15 protein-coding genes are annotated in these 17,513 nt (G+C 72.5%); 7 read left to right on the forward strand and 8 right to left on the reverse strand.

The window, feature by feature from the left end; all coding sequences use genetic code 11:
• The first annotated feature begins 42 nt into the window (after positions 1-42).
• The 3 genes from C5H89_RS01020 to C5H89_RS01030 all read left to right on the forward strand — a co-directional run bounded on the left by C5H89_RS01020 (position 43) and on the right by C5H89_RS01030 (position 3,096).
• Complete coding sequence (locus C5H89_RS01020) at positions 43-612, forward strand: TetR/AcrR family transcriptional regulator (RefSeq protein WP_104105271.1); 570 nt, start codon at positions 43-45, stop codon at positions 610-612.
• Positions 613-686: 74 nt separating this feature from the next.
• On the forward strand, positions 687-1,640 hold the full coding sequence (locus tag C5H89_RS01025) for a Gfo/Idh/MocA family oxidoreductase (protein ID WP_104105247.1): 954 nt from the start codon (positions 687-689) through the stop codon (positions 1,638-1,640).
• Complete coding sequence (locus tag C5H89_RS01030; RefSeq protein WP_104105248.1) at positions 1,633-3,096, forward strand: hypothetical protein; 1,464 nt, start codon at positions 1,633-1,635, stop codon at positions 3,094-3,096. The genes C5H89_RS01025 and C5H89_RS01030 overlap by 8 nt, the downstream gene beginning before the upstream one ends.
• A gap of 12 nt (positions 3,097-3,108) precedes the next feature.
• Here the strand turns inward: C5H89_RS01030 and C5H89_RS19430 are convergent, their stop codons facing one another.
• From C5H89_RS19430 to C5H89_RS01070, 8 genes are all read right to left on the reverse strand, one after another.
• The gene (locus tag C5H89_RS19430; protein ID WP_104105249.1) at positions 3,109-3,582 is read right to left on the reverse strand and encodes an acyltransferase; all 474 of its coding nucleotides are present in this window, start codon (positions 3,580-3,582) and stop codon (positions 3,109-3,111) included.
• A gap of 3 nt (positions 3,583-3,585) precedes the next feature.
• Complete coding sequence (locus tag C5H89_RS01040; protein WP_104105250.1) at positions 3,586-4,509, reverse strand: NAD-dependent epimerase/dehydratase family protein; 924 nt, start codon at positions 4,507-4,509, stop codon at positions 3,586-3,588.
• A 42-nt stretch (positions 4,510-4,551) separates the two neighbouring features.
• Complete coding sequence (locus C5H89_RS01045; protein ID WP_104105251.1) at positions 4,552-5,724, reverse strand: DegT/DnrJ/EryC1/StrS family aminotransferase; 1,173 nt, start codon at positions 5,722-5,724, stop codon at positions 4,552-4,554.
• A complete protein-coding gene (locus C5H89_RS01050; RefSeq protein ID WP_162799136.1) occupies positions 5,721-6,926 on the reverse strand; it encodes a glycosyltransferase family 4 protein in 1,206 nt (401 codons plus the stop codon). The genes C5H89_RS01045 and C5H89_RS01050 overlap by 4 nt, the downstream gene beginning before the upstream one ends.
• Positions 6,927-6,936: 10 nt before the next feature.
• On the reverse strand, positions 6,937-8,493 hold the full coding sequence (locus C5H89_RS01055) for a DUF2142 domain-containing protein (protein ID WP_104105253.1): 1,557 nt from the start codon (positions 8,491-8,493) through the stop codon (positions 6,937-6,939).
• The gene (locus C5H89_RS01060) at positions 8,486-9,592 is read right to left on the reverse strand and encodes a DegT/DnrJ/EryC1/StrS family aminotransferase (protein WP_104105254.1); all 1,107 of its coding nucleotides are present in this window, start codon (positions 9,590-9,592) and stop codon (positions 8,486-8,488) included. The genes C5H89_RS01055 and C5H89_RS01060 overlap by 8 nt, the downstream gene beginning before the upstream one ends.
• Positions 9,593-9,641: 49 nt before the next feature.
• Positions 9,642-11,243, reverse strand: coding sequence for a DUF2142 domain-containing protein (locus C5H89_RS01065; RefSeq protein ID WP_162799137.1), 1,602 nt, complete (start codon positions 11,241-11,243; stop codon positions 9,642-9,644).
• 62 nt (positions 11,244-11,305) lie between these two features.
• Positions 11,306-12,025 (reverse strand): UDP-N-acetylglucosamine acyltransferase, encoded by a 720-nt coding sequence (locus C5H89_RS01070; RefSeq protein ID WP_104105256.1) that lies wholly within the window; start codon positions 12,023-12,025, stop codon positions 11,306-11,308.
• A 75-nt stretch (positions 12,026-12,100) separates the two neighbouring features.
• On the opposite strand from C5H89_RS01070, the gene C5H89_RS01075 reads away from it, so the two are divergent.
• The 4 genes from C5H89_RS01075 to C5H89_RS01090 all read left to right on the forward strand — a co-directional run.
• Positions 12,101-13,696 (forward strand): carboxyl transferase domain-containing protein, encoded by a 1,596-nt coding sequence (locus C5H89_RS01075; RefSeq protein WP_104105257.1) that lies wholly within the window; start codon positions 12,101-12,103, stop codon positions 13,694-13,696.
• A 5-nt stretch (positions 13,697-13,701) separates the two neighbouring features.
• The gene (locus tag C5H89_RS01080; protein WP_205304795.1) at positions 13,702-15,651 is read left to right on the forward strand and encodes a biotin carboxylase N-terminal domain-containing protein; all 1,950 of its coding nucleotides are present in this window, start codon (positions 13,702-13,704) and stop codon (positions 15,649-15,651) included.
• Complete coding sequence (locus tag C5H89_RS01085) at positions 15,648-16,562, forward strand: hydroxymethylglutaryl-CoA lyase (RefSeq protein ID WP_104105259.1); 915 nt, start codon at positions 15,648-15,650, stop codon at positions 16,560-16,562. The genes C5H89_RS01080 and C5H89_RS01085 overlap by 4 nt, the downstream gene beginning before the upstream one ends.
• A gap of 34 nt (positions 16,563-16,596) precedes the next feature.
• The coding region (locus C5H89_RS01090; RefSeq protein ID WP_104105260.1) for a hypothetical protein at positions 16,597-17,513 on the forward strand (917 nt) is incomplete at its 3' end.

The raw sequence follows: 17,513 nt of genomic DNA on the forward strand, positions 1-17,513 counted from the left end.
CGTCGGCCCGGCGGCGTGGCCCGGCGACGCTAATCTGTGGACGTGACCCGCCGCGAGCAGATCCTGGAGACCGCCGCGGACCTCTTCGCCGCTCGCGGCTTCCACGGTGTCTCGGTGGCCGAGCTGGGTGCGGCCTGCGGCATCAGCGGTCCCGCCCTCTACAAGCACTTCCCGTCCAAGGACGCGATGCTCGCCGAGATGCTGGTGCGGATCAGCGAGGAGCTGCTGGCGGTGGGCCGCGAGCGGGTGGCCAGCGCCGACACGCCCGAGGCCGCGCTCACCGAGCTGGTCGGATGGCACACCGACTTCGCGCTGCGCCACCGCTCGCTCATCGTGGTCCAGGACCGGGACTGGGAGTCGCTCCCGGCGGCGGCGCGCGAGCAGGTGCGTGCCCTCCAGCGCGAGTACGTCGACCTGTGGGCCGCGCAACTGCGGCTCGCGCACCCCGACCTCTCACCGGAGCGGGCTCGCGCCGCGGCGCACGCCGCGTTCGGGCTGCTCAACTCCACCCCGCACAGCGCGCTGCTGCCGGACGAGGGGATGCGCGAGCTGTTGAGCTCGATGGCGCTCGCCGCGCTCGGGATCTCGTCCCCGCCTGACGGTGTGACGTAGTCGAGGCTGACAACTAGGCTCACGTCTCGGCTCCGGCCGTGCCAGAACTTCCGCTACCCAGAACGGTGCACCTCGTGACGCAGCTCCGCGTGGCCCTCGTCGGATCCGGTTCGATGGGTCTCAACCATGCCCGCACGATCGCCGCCGGGCCGGACACCGAGCTCGCCTTCGTCGTCGACCCCTCGGAGGAGAACGGCCTGCCCGTCGCCCAGGAGTACGGCGCGCGCTGGGTCTCCGGCCTGGACCAGATCGGAGACGTCGACGCCGCGGTGATCGCGGCCTCCACCGAGCACCACTACGACCTGGCGCTGCCGATCATCAAGGCGCGGCTGCCGCTGCTCATCGAGAAGCCGGTCTGTCCCTCCCTGGCGCAGTCCGACGAGGTGGTGACTGCCTCCCGGGAGGCCGGCACGGTGCTGATGTGCGGCCTGCTGGAGCGCTTCAACCCGGCAGTCGTGGTGGCGATGAAGATGGTGGAGCAGCCGCTCTACATCCGCGCCGAGCGGCACTCGCCGTACGCCGCCCGGATCCGCACCGGCGTGGCCTGGGACCTGCTGGTCCACGACGTCGACCTGGTGGTGCGCGCCTTCGGCGGCGACCACCCCGAGCGGGCCGAGATGCAGGTGGGCCACTTCCACCCCGACTCCGTCGCGGGCGCCGAGGACGTGGTGGAGGCGTCGCTGCGCTTCGCCTCCGGCGGGATCGCGTCGGTCTCGGCGAGCCGGCTCGGGCAGCGCAAGGTCCGCTCCATGGTCATCCAGGAGATCGACCGGCTGATCGAGGTCGACCTGCTGCGCCGCGGCGTCACCTCCTACCGGCACTCCTCGCTGGCCGGCGACCCCGGGCGCGACGGCTTCCGGCAGATGACCGAGATGGAGGTGCCGGAGGTGATCGGCGCCGAGCCGCTGGCCAGCCAGCTGGCGCACTTCGTCGGCCTGGTCCGCGGCGAGCACGACCCCGACCTCGAGCGCGACTCGATCCTCCCGGCACACCGGGTCGTCGACCAGGTGCTGGCGACCCGTGGCTGAGGGGCGCCGCTCGCGCCGCGGTCCGCTGGGCTGGGCCACCGAGCTGATCGCCGCAGCCCTGCTGGTGCTGATGGCGGTCTCGCTGTCCACCATCGCCCTGGACGGGCGCCCGCTGTCGGCCGTCGACGAGCCCACGCACTTCGACAACGTGATCCAGCTCCAGCACGACACCTACCCGCACCGCGGCTCCCTCTACACCCAGCGCACCGTCAACGAGTGGGCCTGCGGCGTGGGCCACGAGGTCGGCCCGCTCGGCAAGGAGTGCGGGGACCCGAAGCTGGGTCCTGAGCTGCTGCCGATGACCAAGTACACGACCGGCTACATCCACTACCCGACGTACTTCGTGGCGCTGTTGGCCGGCACCAAGGTGGTGCACGCGGTCGATTCGAAGGTGCCGCTGATCGGGGCGCTGCGCCTCTCCTCGACGGTGATCCTGCTCGCCGGCGTGGTCGCCTGCTGGCTGCTGGCCACCTCGCTGGGCCTGGGAGGCGCCCGCAAGCTCGCGGTCACCTTCGCACCGGTGGCCGCGCCGGGGATCCTGACCTACGGTCCGATGGTCAACCCGGGGTCGGCCGCCACGCTGTGCGGGGCGCTGGTCGCGCTGGGCGGGTTCGCCTGGATGCGCTCGCGCCGGTGGTTCTGGGGCTACCTCGCGGCCGCCCTGCTGGCCAGCTGCGTCGCGGCGACCGCCTCGCTGACGGTCGGGGTGTTCGCGATCGTCTCCGGGGTGACCTGGCTCGCCGGGTTGCTGGGGGTCCGCACGATGCGGGACTGGCAGGTCCGGTGGTGGCACCTGCTGCTCCAGGCCGTGGTCTTCCTGGGCCCTGTCCTGGTCTGGGAGCAGGTCATCAGCGCCCGGGCGACCGTGCCGGACTCGGTGGTCTACGCCGTGGTCGCGGTGGCCTCCACCACGGCGCTGATCAGCGGAGCGCTCGCCGAGCTGACCACCCTGCACAGCCCCTGGACCGACGTGGGGGCGCTGGGGGAGACCGACGGCGACCTCCTCGGCACCTACGTCCGCGCGCTCGGCTACGGGCTCCCGTCGCTGGTCACGGTGCTGGTCTTCGGCACCCTCGCCCTGGCGGCTCTCGGCGCCTTCGGCCGGGTACGCCGTCACCTGGTCGACGCGTCGGCAACCGACGCGCCCGCTGCTGACGCGCCCGCTCCCGACGGAGCCCGGGCCCGCCTGGCCCGGCATTGGCCGACCTGGCTCACCGGGGACCGGCTGGTGGTCGTGGCCCTGCTCTTCGTGGTGTTCGTGTTCCCGCCCGCGCTGCGGCTCTCGAACGCGGCGAACTTCGGGCTGGACTACGCCATCGTGCCCCGCTACCTGATCTCCCTGGCCCCCATCGCGGTGCTGCTGGCCGTGCGCCAGGTCCGGGGCTCAGGGGTGCCGCGGGTGCTGGCACTGATCTCGATGACCACCATCGTCGGGGTCTGCCTGACCGCCTGGTGAGGGGCCGTCGGGCTAGGGCTGGTCCCCTGGGCCGGTGACGAACCTGGGGGCCACCTCGTGGTCCAGCTCCACCCGCCCGATGACCCGGGCGGGCACGCCGCCCACGATCGTGCGCGGTGCCACGTCGCCGGTCACCACCGCGCCGGCCGCGACCACCGCCTCGTCACCGATGGTGACGCCCATGTTGATGATGGCGCCGGCGCCCACGAAGACCCGGTCCCCGATGGTCACGGGAGCTCGCTCGACCTCGGCGAACGCCCGGCCGCTGACACAGCGCTTCGCCGAGGAGTGGGTGTAGATCTGGGCTCCGGAGGAGATGTCGCACCCGGCCCCGATCCGCAACCCCCCGGAGCCGTCGATCACGGTGAAGGCGCCGATCCAGGTGCCCTCGCCGACGACCGGCTCGCCGACCACCCATGCGTGCGCGTTCCACGGGTTGGGGGGCAGCGAGCCCGGCCCCGCCTGGCCCGACGGCTGGCCGGACATGGCTCAGCCGGCCGAGCGGATCAGGTCGATCATGCCCTGGCGCACCTCGATCGTCGGCTCGAAGCCGAGGACCTCGCGGCCGCGGGTGGTGTCCGCGGCGCGGCGCGAGACGAGCACGTCGCGCTCCTTGAAGATCGGCTTCACGTCGGCGTTCACGGCCTCGATGAGGATGTCGGCCAGCTCCGCGATGGAGGTGTCGACGCCGGTGCCGATGTTGACCGGCACGTTGTCGGTCTCGCAGTCCAGGGCCAGCACCACCGCGCGGGCGATGTCGTGGACGTGGATGAAGTCCATCGACTGCTCGCCCTTGCCGTCGATCACCGGCGGCTCGCCGTTGCGGATCCGGTTGACGAAGTGGTTGATCACCGAGGTGTAGTAGGCGGTGGTCTTCTGGCCGGGGCCGTAGACGTTGAAGAAGCGCAGCGCGATCCAGGACAGGTCGGCGCGGCGCTGGTAGTAGCCGAGCAGGTCCTCCCCGGTGCGCTTGGCGATGCAGTACGGCGTCTGCGGGGCCAGGCGGTCGTCCTCGTGCATCGGCAGCTTCTCCGGCTCGCCGTACACCGAGGCCGACGAGCAGTACACGAGCCGGTCCACGCCGTGGTCCGCGGCGGCCGCGAAGACGTTGTGGTTGCCGATCATGTTGATGTCCATCGACTCGTACGGGTCGGACTGGCTCTTGTTGATCGAGACCGCGGCGGCGTGGATGACCTTGGAGCAGCCCTTCATCGCCTGGTGCACGGCGCCGCCGTAGCGCACGTCCTGGTCGATCAGCTCGACGTCGCTGCCGAAGCCGGCCACGGCCTCACGGTCCCCGCGGAACATGTTGTCGAAGATCCGGACCTTGTAGTCCTTCTCCAGCAGCATGGGCACGACGTGCAGGCCGATGAAGCCGGCGCCACCGGTGAAGAAGACGGTTTCCTTGGACATCGAAGATGTTCCTTTCCAGAGGTGGAGCAGAGCGGGGCGAGGTCAGCGACGCACGGCGGCCGAGGAGACGACCTCACGCAGTGTCGCAGCCACGTGGGACACGTCGTCCTCGTCGAGGTTGGCGTGCATGGGGATGGCGAGGTGCCGCTCGAACAGGTCGGCCGAGACGGGGCACTCCTCGCGCGAGCCGTAGACGGGCTGCACGTGGGAGGCGTAGGTGCCGAAGTTGCAGCCCACGCCGCGCTCGCGCAGCGCCAGCGCCACCGCGCCCCGGTCCAGGGCCGGGTCGATCGCGATGACGTAGGACTGCCAGGTGTGGGTGCGGTCGGGCAGGGCCACCGGCAGCGCCACCTGCTCGAGGTCGCCGAGCTGGTCGGCGTACCAGCCGGCGGCGCGGGAGCGGGCGGCCAGCAGGTCCGGGAGCCGGCGCAGCTGGACCCGCATGATGGCCGCGGAGACGTCGGAGAGTCGGTAGTTGTAGCCGGCCACGTCGAAACTCGGGACCGGCAGGGTCGCCCGTCCAGCGGCGGCGCCCTCGCGGGTGATCGCCGGGGCGATGCCGTAGGTGTGCAGCTTGCGCGCGGCGTCCATCCGGGCCGCGTCGCTCCCGACCAGCGCGCCGCCCTCGCCGGCGGTGATGCCCTTGCGGCCGTGGAAGCTGAAGGCGGCCAGGTCGGCCAGGCTGCCCGCGGGGCGGCCCTGGTAGGTCGCGCCCGTGGCGCAGGCCGCGTCCTCCATCAGCCAGAGCCCGTGCCGGTCGGCGATGGTGCGCAGCTCGGCGTAGTCGGCCGGCTGCCCGAACGGGTCCACGGCCAGGATGCCGACGGTGCGGTCGGTGATCCGGGCCTCGACGCTGGCCGGGTCGGCCGACCAGATGTCGGGGCGGACGTCGGCGAAGACGGGGGTGGCGCCGGTCCACAGCACCGCGTGCCCGGTGGCCGGGAACGTGTAGTCGGCGACCACGACCTCGTCGCCGGGGCCGGTGCCGAGCACCTGCAGACCCAGGTGCAGCGCGGAGCCGCAGTTGCTGGTGGCCAGCGCGTGGGAGGTGCCGACGGCGGCGGCCAGCTCGGACTCCAGCGCCAGGCACGACGGCCCGGCTCCCGAGAGCCAGCCGGAGGCGAACACCTCGGCGACGGCGGCGAGCTCCGGCTCGCCCACGGTGGGCTCGCCCAGGGCGACGGTGCGGGTCGGGGCGCTGGTGGAGTCGGTCATGCGGGTCCTTCCGGGCTCTCGGTGATCCCAGCCAGGTCGGCCAGGGTCTCCAGGTGCTGGTCCAGGACCCGCTCCAGGGTGAAGTGCCGGTCGAAGACCTCGCGACCGCGGGCGCCGACCAGGCGTGCCGCGTCCGGGTCGTCGAGCACCCGCAGCAGCCGTTCCGACAGCCCGGCGACGTCGTGGCGCTCGCACAGGTGGATGTCGTGCCCGTCCTTCAGCGCCACTCCGGGGAAGTTGTCCTCCCGGCCCCAGCCGACCACCGGCACGCCGGCGGCCATCGCCTCCAGCGTCGCGGTCCCGAGGCCGTCGCCCTGCTCGTGGGCCTCCACGTCGGCGGCGGCGAGCAGGTGCGGGATCGTCGACTTCTCCATGGCGCCCAGCGAGCGGACCGCGTGGCTGATGCCGAGCTCCTCGGCCTTGGCCAGGAACAGGTCGTAGTAGACGCGCCCGACCACGGCGAGCACGGCGTCGGGGTGGCGGGCCAGCACGGCCGGCATCGCCTCCACCAGGCCGATCCGGTCCCGCAGCGGGATCACGTGCCCCACCGAGAGGATCAGCGGTACGTCGTCGGCGAGCCCGAGCATGGCGCGGCCGGTGTCCCGGGAGCCGCCGCGCACCCAGTCGCCGTTGACCCCGACCGGGATCGGGACCAGGTCGCGGAAGCCGTGCGGGTAGCGGTGGCGGATGTAGTCGTCCATGTAGCGGTCCATCACCACGATGCGGGGCTGGTAGCGCCGCAGCCGGGGGTTGACCAGCGTGGCGTCCAGGCCCCGGAAGGCGCGGCGGTAGTGCGCCGAGGGGTTCTCCAGCCGGGTGTGGATGCTGAGCAGGGTGGGCACCCCGCGGCGCCGGGCGTAGGCGCCGGTGGCCCAGGTGAGGTCCATCATCTGGCCGTGCTGGTGGATGGCGTCGGGCGCGAAGTCGTCCAGCAGCGCCGCCAGCCGGCGGCGCAGGGAGGGCCGGGTGGCGAAGGAGAGGTCGAAGCTGACCGCCAGCTTGCTCTCCGGGAGCATCACCGCCGGCAGCCGCACGATCCGCAGGCCGTCGCGCTCCTCGTACGCCGGGGCGTCGGCGTAGGCGGCGGTCACCACGAGCACGTCGTGGCCGCGCGCGGCGTACCCCTTGGCGAGGGCTTCGGAGAGGTGCGAGCTGCCACCGACCCGTGGTGGGAAGAAGTTGTTGACGACAGCGATGCGCACCGGCCGGAATCTACCTGCTCGGCGCCACGGCGGGCACATCGTCCGGGACCGGCGTGGCGCCGCGGCGCAGCGCGAGGAGGTGCCCCGCCCAGCCGGCGACCAGCAGCGCGGCCAGCACGGCGGTCAGCAGCTCGCCGGGGAGTGGCGGGTCCCAGGGCCCGTCGAACAGCGAGTCGCCCTCGGTGCCGGAGACGTTGCGGCGCAGCAGGTGCAGGAACGCCCGCAGCTGGCCGATGGTCAGGATCGCGATGGCCACCGACCAGGCGATCCCGAGGCGCCGGCGCAACCAGGCCCGGTCGCCGTCGAGCCGCTCCGAGGCCAGGAACAGCGCGAAGACGGGCACCATCACCGTCACTGGCAGGGTGTAGCGGCCCTGCCACACGCCGCCCGTGGTGTTCCACTGGTAGGCCTGCAGCAGGATCGGCGCCGCGTAGGTCGCCAGGCCCAGGGCCACCACCACCAGCACCTCGCGGCGGGTCAGCAGCACCAGCGCGGTGGAGAGCACGAAGATCGTGGTCCACGCGATCACCGTGAACTGCTCCGGCGGCAGGGTCAGCTCCAGCCAGCCGAAGCTGCCGACCTGCTGCACCAGCGTGGTGCTGTCGATCCACTGCTTGGCCTCCATCAGCCGCTGCGGCCAGGAGAGGTCGAACTTGTCCTCGGCCTGGATGGAGAGCAGCTCGGCGTGGTTGGTCCACCACAGGTCGAACACCGCGCCGGCCGCCGGCAGGAAGGCCCACGGCAGGTTCCGCCGGGTCAGCACCGCCCGCCAGGTACGCCGCTGGGCCAGCGCCACGAACGCCGCCGCCCAGATCAGCACCCAGAACGGGGCGAGCATCCGGATCGTCACCATCACGGTGGCCGCGAGCATGGCGCGGCGGAACATCGCCGCGCCCAGCCAGCTGTCGGGGTCCCGCCAGAAGGCCAGGCCGCAGGCGGCCAGGGCGATGCCGGCGGTGATCTCGGTGGTGTTGGGGTTCACCGCCCCGCCCAGGTACATCACCATCGGCGTTAGGGTCAGGCCCACGCCGGTCAGCGCGACCCCGGGGCGCCGCATGGTCAGCGCGGCGCTGATCGCGAAGGCGACGAAGAGCGCGGCCAGGGCGGCGGCGGCCACGCGCTCGGCGTAGACGGCGTACTGCTGGGGGACCAGGTTCGAGGGCCACCCGGTCGCGAGGTAGTAGGTGGGCATGTTGCGCCCCGCCGGGTTGGTGTACTCCACCAGCGTCTCGGAGTCGGTCGGGAACGTCATGCACGAGGCGGGCACCTCGGGCTGGAACACCATGCAGCTGAAGCTCGACGCGCTCTGCACCAGGCCCTCGGGGACGTCCATCACCGCGTTGGAGGTGACGCCCGAGGCGAAGACGTCGGTGAGCTCGGGCTCGAGGTTGCCGTGGCCCACGTGCCAGGCCATCAGGTCGTGCGCCGGCGCGTCCGGGGTGCTCCACAGCGGCGTGGCCACCGACCACGCCATGAAGCAGCCGAAGACCCAGACCCAGGCGACCAGCGTGGTGACCAGCAGCCGGGTGCGGGTCCAGGGGTGACGCAGCAGGCCGACTTCAGGCACCGGCCCGGACCACCGCGTTGACGCCGGTCACGATGCGCTCGAGGTCGCCGTCGGTGAGCGAGGGGTGCACGGGGAGGCTGATCACCTCGGCCGCGGCCCGCTCGGTCTCCGGCAGGTGCAGGTCGCCGGCGTGCGGGGCCAGCGAGGCCAGCCGGTGGTTGGGGATCGGGTAGTAGACCCCGGAGCCGACCTGGTGTTCCTCGCGCAGCGCCGTGACGATCCGGTCGCGCTCGCTCGAGCCGCCGGCGACCCGGATCGTGTACTGGTGGTAGACGTGCGTGGCGTGCTCGTGCACGGTCGGCACCTGCACGCCCGTCAGGTGCGCGTCCAGGTATGCCGCGTTGGCCCGGCGCTGCTCGGTCCAGCCCTCCACCTTCCTCAGCTGGACCCGACCGATGGCCGCGTGGATGTCGGTCATCCGGGCGTTGAAGCCGACGACCTCGTTGGCGTACTGCCGCTCCATGCCCTGGTTGCGCAGCAGGCGCAGGGCCCGGGCGATCTCGTCGGTGGCGCACGAGACCATCCCGCCCTCGCCCGAGGTCATGTTCTTGGTGGGGTAGAGGCTGAACATCGCGAAGTCGCCGAAGGTGCCCACCGGCGCCCCGCGCCAGGTGGCCGCGTGCGCCTGCGCGGCGTCCTCGAAGATCGCGATCCCGGTCTCCTCGGCCAGGGCGGCGAAGCCGTCCATGTCGGCCGGGTGGCCGTAGAGGTGCACGGGCATCACGCCCTTGGTGCGCTCGGTGACCGCGGCCTTGACGCTCTCGGGGTCCAGGCAGAAGGTGACCGGGTCGATGTCGGCGAACACCGGGGTGGCGCCGGTGAGGGCGACGGAGTTGCCGGTGGCGGCGAAGGTGAACGACGGCACGATGACCTCGTCGCCGGGGCCGACGCCCGCGGCCAGCAGGCCCAGGTGCAGCCCGGAGGTGCCGGAGTTGACGGCCACGCAGGTGCGCCCGGCGGTGAGCCGGGTGGCGAACTCGTCCTCGAAGGCGGCGACCTCGGGGCCCTGGGCGATCATGCCGGAGCGCATCACGCGGTCCACGGCTTCACGCTCGTCGTCGCCGATGATCGGCTTGGCGGCGGGGATGAATGCAGTCATGGGGGTCCTGGCTCGTCTGCCCAGGTGTGTCACTTTGTGGTGCTCGGTGTCACTCGCTGGGACGGTTGTCGTCCGCCCGAGGGCGGGAGGCCCGAGGCACCTTACCGGCAGCCACCCGCTCCCGGTGACAGCCGATCCCGAAGGCCAGCCACGCGGCCCCGAGCAGCAGCACCAGCGCCAGGACCAGGGCCTCGGCCGGCACCACGGGGCTCCATCGCTCCTCGGCGGGGGCCCGCCCGTCGACGCCCTCGATGTTGCGGCGCAGCTGGAAGGTGAACGCCGACACGTGGACCCACAGGACCAGCATCATCGCCAGCGGCAGGACCGTGCTGAAGCGCCGCGCCAGGTCCGCCACCCGGGGTGCCTGCAGCCGGTCGGCGGCCAGCATCAGGGTCATGATCGGGATCATCACGCTCAGCGGCAGCGTGTAGCGCCCCTGCCAGACGGCACCGTTGGTGTTCCACTGCCCGGCCTGCAGCACGATCGGCACCAGGTAGGCCGCGACGAGCAGCCAGGCGGTGACCAGCGCCTGGCGTCCCGGCAGGAACACCCAGGCGACCGCCACCAGGAAGACGACGGTCAGGGCGTAGTAGTAGTAGGTGGAGCCGGGCAGCACGGTGTCGAGCCAGCCGAAGACCCCGACCTGCGTGGACACCGATCCGATCCGGTCGATCTGTTCCTTGCTGGCCCAGAACGCCTGGGCGAGACTCAAGGAGTGCTTCGGCTCGTCCTGGTAGTCGGTGAGGGCCGCGGTGTAGGTCCAGACCACATTGAAGACCGCCCCCAGGAACGGAACGGCGGCCCAGGCGAGGCCGCGGCGGGTCAGGACCTTGCGCCACGCCCGCCGGTCCGCCACCAGGGCGAAGGCCACCACCCAGACGAGCACCCACACGGGGGCCAGCAGCCGGATCGTGACCATCACGCCCGCCGCGATCATGGCCCGGCGGTACATCACCGCTCCCAGCCAGGTGTCGGGCTCGCGCAGGAAGACCACCGAGGTGGCGGCCAGGGCCATCGCCGCGGTGATCTCGAGCGAGTTGGGGTTGATCGCGCCGCCCAGGTACATCGCCATCGGGGTCAGCGCCACCGCCACCCCGGCCAGGGCCGTCATCGGCCGGGCGCGGGTCCAGGCCGCCGACGCGGCCCACGCCAAGAAGAGCGCGGCGATCGCCGCCGCTGCCACCCGCATCGCGTACAGGGCGTCCACGCCGTCGACCAGGGTGGAGGGCCACCCCGTGGCCAGGTAGTACGTCGGGAAGTTCCGCCCCGCCGGGTTGATGAAGTCCACCAGGTCCGAGTCGTCGCCGGGGCTGGCCATGCACCCGGCCGCCGCGCGGGGCTCGTGGGCGTAGCAGCCGATGGTCTCCGCGCTGCGCACCAGTCCCTCCGGGGCGGGGGTGACTGCGTTGGAGGTGACCCCGGAGTTGAGGACCTCCGTCGGATCGGGCAGCAGGTGCCCGTGGCCCACGTGCCAGGCCATCAGGTCGTGAGCCGGAGCGTCGGGGGAGGACCAGAACGGGGTGGCCAGCGACCAGGTCAGGAAGCAGGCGAAGACCCACACCCAGACGACGAGCGTGCGCACCAGGAGCGTGCGGCGCTGCGGCGCGGGACTCTCGGGGTCCGCAGGTCCCCACCTGGCGATCGACAGCACCTGCGGAGGGTAGTGAGTCGGTGAGGGTGGCGTCGGCTTTCGTCCAAAAGGGAGTGGGGCCGTTACTCCGCCGCGGCTGCGCCGTCGCGGCGCTCCACCCACTCCTCGAGCGGGCTCCGCACGTCGTCGGGGACCCGGTCCAGGTCACGGCCCCCGCCCAGGGCCACCGCGGCGATGGCGTCGTGGTCGGCTGCGGCGACGCCGAGGAGGTCCAGGCGGTAGGTGTTGAGCCGGGTGGGTCGCGCGGGCACCCCCAGGCTGACGGCGTACGGCGGGAGGTCGGCGCGGACGGCCGACTGCATGCCGACCATCGCCCCGGCTCCGATCCAGGCCCGCTGGTGCACCACCGTGCCCAGGCCGAGGTTGGCGCCGTCCCCGACGGTGACGTGGCCGGCGAGCACCGCGGTGTGGGCCAGGGTGACGCCGTTGCCGAGGGTGCAGTCGTGGCTGACGTGCGCCTTGCCCATCAGGAAGGCGTCGTCGCCGACCCGGGTCTCGTGCGCCCAGCCCTGGGTGACGGAGGCGAACTCCTTGAACACGTTGCGCGACCCGATCACCACGCCGCTGTCCCGGGTGGGCTCATCCCAGCCGGGGTCCAGGTGGTGGCCGCGCACGTCGGCGGCGGCACCGATCGAGACGTGCGGGGAGAAGAAGTTGTCGTCCCCGATCCGCACGGGGCCCGAGATCACGACGTACGGGCCGATGGTGTTGCCCTGGCCGAGCTCGACCTCGGGGCCCAGGATCGCCGTGGGGTGGATGCGGTTCGCGGTGCCGGCTGCCATGGGCCGAAGCCTGCCACGCGGCGCGGTCCCCGGGGTTCGGTCGACGCGCTGGTTAATGATCGCTAACCTAGTCCCATGAGCCTGCACGACCTGACCGCGGAGCTGCGCGAGCGCCTGACCCTGGTCCGCCAGGGCGGCTCGGCCAGCGCCCGCACCAAGCACACCGACCGCGGCAAGCTGCTGGTCCGCGACCGGGTCGACCGTCTCCTGGACCCCGGCAGCCCGTTCCTGGAGCTGGCGCCGCTGGCCGCCTGGGGGATGTACGGCCGCGACGGGGAGGAGAACGCCGTCCCGTCGGCCGGGGTGGTGACCGGCATCGGCCGGGTGAGCGGCCGCGAGGTGATGGTGGTCGCCAACGACGCCACCGTGAAGGGCGGCACCTACTACCCGCTGACGGTCAAGAAGCACCTGCGCGCCCAGGCCGTGGCGCTGGAGAACAACCTGCCCTGCCTCTATCTCGTCGACTCCGGCGGCGCCTTCCTGCCCCTGCAGGACGAGGTCTTCCCCGACCGCGAGCACTTCGGCCGGATCTTCTTCAACCAGGCTCAGATGTCGGCCCGCGGCATCCCGCAGATCGCCAGCGTCATGGGGTCCTGCACCGCCGGCGGGGCCTACGTGCCGGCGATGTCGGACGAGACGGTGATCGTCCGCGAGCAGGGCACGATCTTCCTGGGCGGACCGCCCCTGGTGAAGGCCGCCACCGGCGAGATCGTCACCGCCGAGGAGCTGGGCGGCGGCGACGTGCACGCCCGCACCTCCGGGGTGGTCGACCACCTCGCCGAGGACGACGCCCACGCCTTGGCGATCGTCCGCTCGATCGTCGACACCCTGCCGACCACCGTCGGGTACGGCGCCGCAGGCGGCGCGCCCGGGCGACCGGCGTACGACCTGCGGGAGCCGGAGGAGCCGCTGGAGGACCCCGGCACCCTCGCCGACGTGGTCCCCGCCGACACGCGCACGCCGTACGACGTGCGCGAGGTGATCCGCCGCATCGTGGACGGCAGCCGGGTGCACGAGTTCAAGAAGCTCTACGGCGAGACCCTGGTCTGCGGCTTCGCCCACATCCAGGGGCACCCTGTCGGGATCATCGCCAACAACGGGATCCTGTTCAGCGAGTCCGCGCTCAAGGGCGCCCACTTCATCGAGCTGTGCAACGCCCGCGGCATCCCGCTGGTCTTCCTGCAGAACATCACCGGCTTCATGGTCGGCCGGGAGTACGAGAACCGCGGCATCGCCCGCGACGGCGCCAAGCTGGTCACCGCGGTGGCCACCAGCGTGGTGCCCAAGTTCACCGTCGTGATCGGCGGCTCCTTCGGCGCCGGCAACTACGGCATGTGCGGCCGGGCCTACGACCCGCGCTTCCTGTGGATGTGGCCCAACGCCCGGATCTCGGTGATGGGCGGCGAGCAGGCGGCCTCCGTGCTGGCCACCGTCCGCCGCGACGGCCTGGAGGCGAGGGGCGAGCAGTGGAGCGCCGAGGACGAGGAGTCCTTCAAGGCCCCGCTGCGCGACCAGTACGAGACCCAGGGGTCGCCGTACTACTCCACCGCGCGCCTGTGGGACGACGGCATCATCGACCCCGCCGACACCCGCCGGGTGCTGGCGATGGGCCTGGCGGTGGCCGCGCACGCGCCCACGCCGGCCCCCAACTACGGCATCTTCCGGATGTGATGACGATGAGAACCCTCCTGATCGCCAACCGCGGCGAGATCGCGCTGCGGGTGATCCGCACCTGCCGCGACCTCGGCATCCGCAGCGTCGCCATCCACACCGACCTCGACCGCTCCGCGCTGCACGTGCGCGAGGCGGACGCGGCGCTCCCGGTCGCCAGCTATCTCGACATCCCCGCCGTCGTCGAGGCCGCCGTACGGTCCGGGGCCGACGCGGTGCACCCCGGCTACGGCTTCCTCTCCGAGCGCGCCGAGCTCGCCCGCGCCCTGGCCGACGCCGGGATCACCCTGGTCGGGCCCACCGCCGAGGTGATGGACCAGATGGGCCGCAAGGACCGGGCGCGCGACCTGGCGGTGGCCGCCGGGGTCCCGGTGGTCCCGTCGTACGCCGTGGACGACGACCCCGCCTCGTTCGCCTACCCGGTGCTGGTCAAGGCGGCCGCCGGGGGCGGCGGCAAGGGCATGCGCGTGGTCCGCGACGCGGGCGAGTACCCCGCCGCGCTGGCCGCCGCGGCCCGCGAGGCAGCCTCCTCGTTCGGCGACGACACCCTGCTGGTGGAGAAGTACGTCGAGTCGGGGCGTCACGTCGAGGTTCAGGTGCTCGGCGACTCCCACGGCCACGTGGTCCACCTCTTCGAGCGGGACTGCTCCACCCAGCGCCGCCACCAGAAGGTGCTGGAGGAGGCCCCGGCGCCCACGATCAGCGCCGAGACCCGTGAGCGCATCACCTTCGCCGCGGTGGCGCTGGCAGCGCACGTCGGCTACACCGGCGCGGGGACGGTGGAGTTCCTGCTCGACAACGACTCGGGCGAGGCCTACTTCCTGGAGATGAACACCCGCCTCCAGGTCGAGCACCCGGTCACCGAGCTGGTGGTCCGCGCCGGCGGTGAGCCGGTCGACCTGGTTCGGCTGCAGCTGGAGGTGGCCGCCGGTGGCGTGCTGCCGTTCACCCAGGGCGACCTGACGCTGGCCGGCCACGCGATCGAGGCCCGGGTCTACGCCGAGGACTCCTTCGGCGGCTTCCTGCCGCAGGCGGGCACCGCCTCCATCGTGCGCTGGCCCGGAGCCGATCGGGGGCGCGGCTCCGGCCACGGCGAGCCGACCACCACGGTCCGCGTCGACCACGCGCTGGAGAGCGGCAGCGTGGTCAGCACCTCCTACGACCCGATGCTCGGCAAGGTCATCGCGCACGGCCCGGACCGGGAGTCGGCCCGCCGGGCGCTGCTCGCGGCGCTGGACCGCACCGCGGTGCTGGGACTGACCACCAACACCGGCTTCCTGCGGACCCTGGTGGCCGGCGAGGAGTTCGCGAGCGCCCGGATCGACACCGCGTGGCTGGACCGGGTCGCCATCCCCGGTCCCGAGCTCCCCGCACCCGCCGACGACGTCGCCCGGGTGATCGCCGCGTGGACCGACGTGGCGGTGACCCGGTTGACCTCCGGTGGTCCCCACCCGTTCGCCCCCGACAGCTGGCGGCTGGGCGCGGCGCCGGCGCCCGTGATCGTCGAGCTGGACCGCCCGGTCGTCGTGGAGCGGGCCGCTGGTCGGGTGGACGGGACCCACCGCGTGACCGAGCTGGCGCTGGCGGACCACGAGGTGGTGCTCGACATCGACGACGTCCGGCACCGCGCGGTCGTCAACGCCGACCGGCACCGGGTCGAGGTGGTGTACCAGGGTCAGCGCCACGTCTTCGAGCGGCCCGACGTGTTCGCCGACCAGGCGGTCGCCGCAGGGGACGGCACGATCCTGGCCCCGATGCCCGGCACCGTGCTGGAGGTCAAGGTGGTCGCCGGCCAGCAGGTTGCCGCCGGCGAGGCGCTGGGCATGATGGAGGCGATGAAGATGGAGCTGGCCCTCAAGGCGCCCTTCGACGGCGTGGTCACCGAGGTGCTCGCCGTCGCCGGAGCCCAGGTGGCCCTGGGCGCGCGACTGTTCGTGGTGGAGGTGGAGGCATGAGCGCCGAGCGGGTCACCATCTACGAGGTCGGTCCCCGCGACGGTCTGCAGAACGAGAAGACCGTGGTCCCGACCGCGGTGAAGGCCGAGTTCGTCACCCGCCTGCTCGCCGCCGGCCTGCCGGTCGTCGAGGCGACCAGCTTCGTGCACCCCACGTGGGTCCCGCAGCTGGCCGACGCCGCCGACCTGATGGGCCTGCTCGGTGACCAGCTGGGCGAGTCGGCCCGGGACCTGCCGGTGCTGGTGCCCAACGAGCGCGGCCTGGACCGGGCGCTGGAGCTGGGGCTGAAGCACATCGCGGTGTTCGGCTCCGCCACCGAGACCTTCGCCCGCAAGAACCTCAACCGCGGCCTGGAGGACCAGTTCGCCATGTTCGAGCCGACCGTGCGCCGGGCCCGCGATGCCGGCCTGGACGTCCGGGCCTACGTCTCGATGTGCTTCGGGGACCCGTGGGAGGGCTCGGTCCCGGTCGACCAGGTCGTCGCCGTGGGCAAGCGCCTGTTCGACCTCGGCGCCAGCCAGCTCAGCCTGGGCGACACCATCGGGGTCGGCACGGCCGGCCACGTCAAGGAGCTCATCGGAGGGTTCGTGGCCGCCGGCATGTCGGTGGACCAGCTCGCGATGCACTTCCACGACACCTACGGCCAGGCGCTGGCCAACGCCTTCTCGGCGCTCCAGGAGGGGATCACCACCTTCGACGCCAGCGCCGGCGGCCTCGGCGGCTGCCCCTACGCCAAGAGCGCCACCGGAAACCTGGCCACCGAGGACCTGGTCTGGATGCTGCACGGCCTCGGCATCGAGACCGGGGTCGACCTGAACGCCGTGGTGGCGACCAGCGTGTGGATGGCCGAGCACCTGGGGCGCCCCAGCCCGTCCGCGGTGGTGCGGGCACTGGCACACTCGCAGGAATGAGACCCAGCGCCATGAGACTGGCACAATCCCCGGCATGAGTCGGGTCGTCTACCTGCACATCGGTGCCCCCAAGACGGGCACCACCTACCTGCAGGACAGGTTGGCCCGCAACGTCTCGACGCTGGCCGAGCACGGGGTCACCATTCCCACCAAGAACCGGTTCGTCCCCGCGGACCTGTTCCACTTCCGGGCCGCGCTCGACCTGCTCGAGCAGGACTGGGGCGGGGCTCCCGGGCACGCCCACGGTGCCTGGGACGCCATGGTCCGCCGGGTACGCCGCGCCTCGGGCCCCGTGGTGATCAGCCACGAGATCCTCGCGCCCGCGCCGGCGGACAAGATCGCCAAGGTGATGAACGACCTGGCCGGCTGCGAGGTGCACATCGTGTACTCCGCGCGCGATCTGGGACGTCAGCTACCCGCCGCCTGGCAGGAGAGCATCAAGCAGGGCCGCAAGTGGAGCTTCAAGCGCTTCCTGACCAAGGTGGAGCGCGGCGAGACCTGGTTCCGCAAGGCGTTGGACCTGCCCCAGGTGCTCAACAACTGGGCCGCCAAGCTGCCGCCGGAGCAGGTGCACGTCGTCACCGTCCCGCACGACCGCGCCGGCAACCTGCTCTGGCAGCGCTTCTCCACCGCGTTCGGCATCGACCCGTCCTGGGCGCCGCTGGACAGCGAGCGGTCCAACCCCTCGCTGGGCGTCGCGGAGACCATGCTGATCCGCAAGCTCAACCGTCGCCTGGAGCTGGGCGTGCGCCGGGAGGCGACGTACGACGCCCTGATCCGGGAGATGCTCGCCGAGGGCGAGCTCGTCAACCGGCCCTCGGTGCCGGTGACGCTGCCCCCCGAGCACTACGACTGGGCCGAGGGGCAGGCCGAGCTGTGGATCGACTGGATCCAGGGCAGCGGCGTGAACGTGGTCGGCGACGTCGCCGACCTGCGCCCCCGGCGCCCGGC

Origin of the sequence: Nocardioides sp. 616, from assembly GCF_002930065.1 — a bacterium.
Classification (GTDB): Bacteria; Actinomycetota; Actinomycetes; order Propionibacteriales; family Nocardioidaceae; genus Nocardioides; species Nocardioides houyundeii.

Bases quoted from the DNA above. Each gene is read 5' to 3' on its own strand.
- C5H89_RS19430 (WP_104105249.1), bottom strand. From the start codon at position 3,582: ATGTCCGGCCAGCCGTCGGGCCAGGCGGGGCCGGGCTCGCTGCCCCCC.
- C5H89_RS01040 (WP_104105250.1), bottom strand. From the start codon at position 4,509: ATGTCCAAGGAAACCGTCTTCTTCACCGGTGGCGCCGGCTTCATCGGC.
- C5H89_RS01045 (WP_104105251.1), bottom strand. From the start codon at position 5,724: ATGACCGACTCCACCAGCGCCCCGACCCGCACCGTCGCCCTGGGCGAG.
- C5H89_RS01060 (WP_104105254.1), bottom strand. From the start codon at position 9,592: ATGACTGCATTCATCCCCGCCGCCAAGCCGATCATCGGCGACGACGAG.
- C5H89_RS01070 (WP_104105256.1), bottom strand. From the start codon at position 12,025: ATGGCAGCCGGCACCGCGAACCGCATCCACCCCACGGCGATCCTGGGC.
- C5H89_RS01075 (WP_104105257.1), top strand. From the start codon at position 12,101: ATGAGCCTGCACGACCTGACCGCGGAGCTGCGCGAGCGCCTGACCCTG.
- C5H89_RS01080 (WP_205304795.1), top strand. From the start codon at position 13,702: ATGAGAACCCTCCTGATCGCCAACCGCGGCGAGATCGCGCTGCGGGTG.
- C5H89_RS01085 (WP_104105259.1), top strand. From the start codon at position 15,648: ATGAGCGCCGAGCGGGTCACCATCTACGAGGTCGGTCCCCGCGACGGT.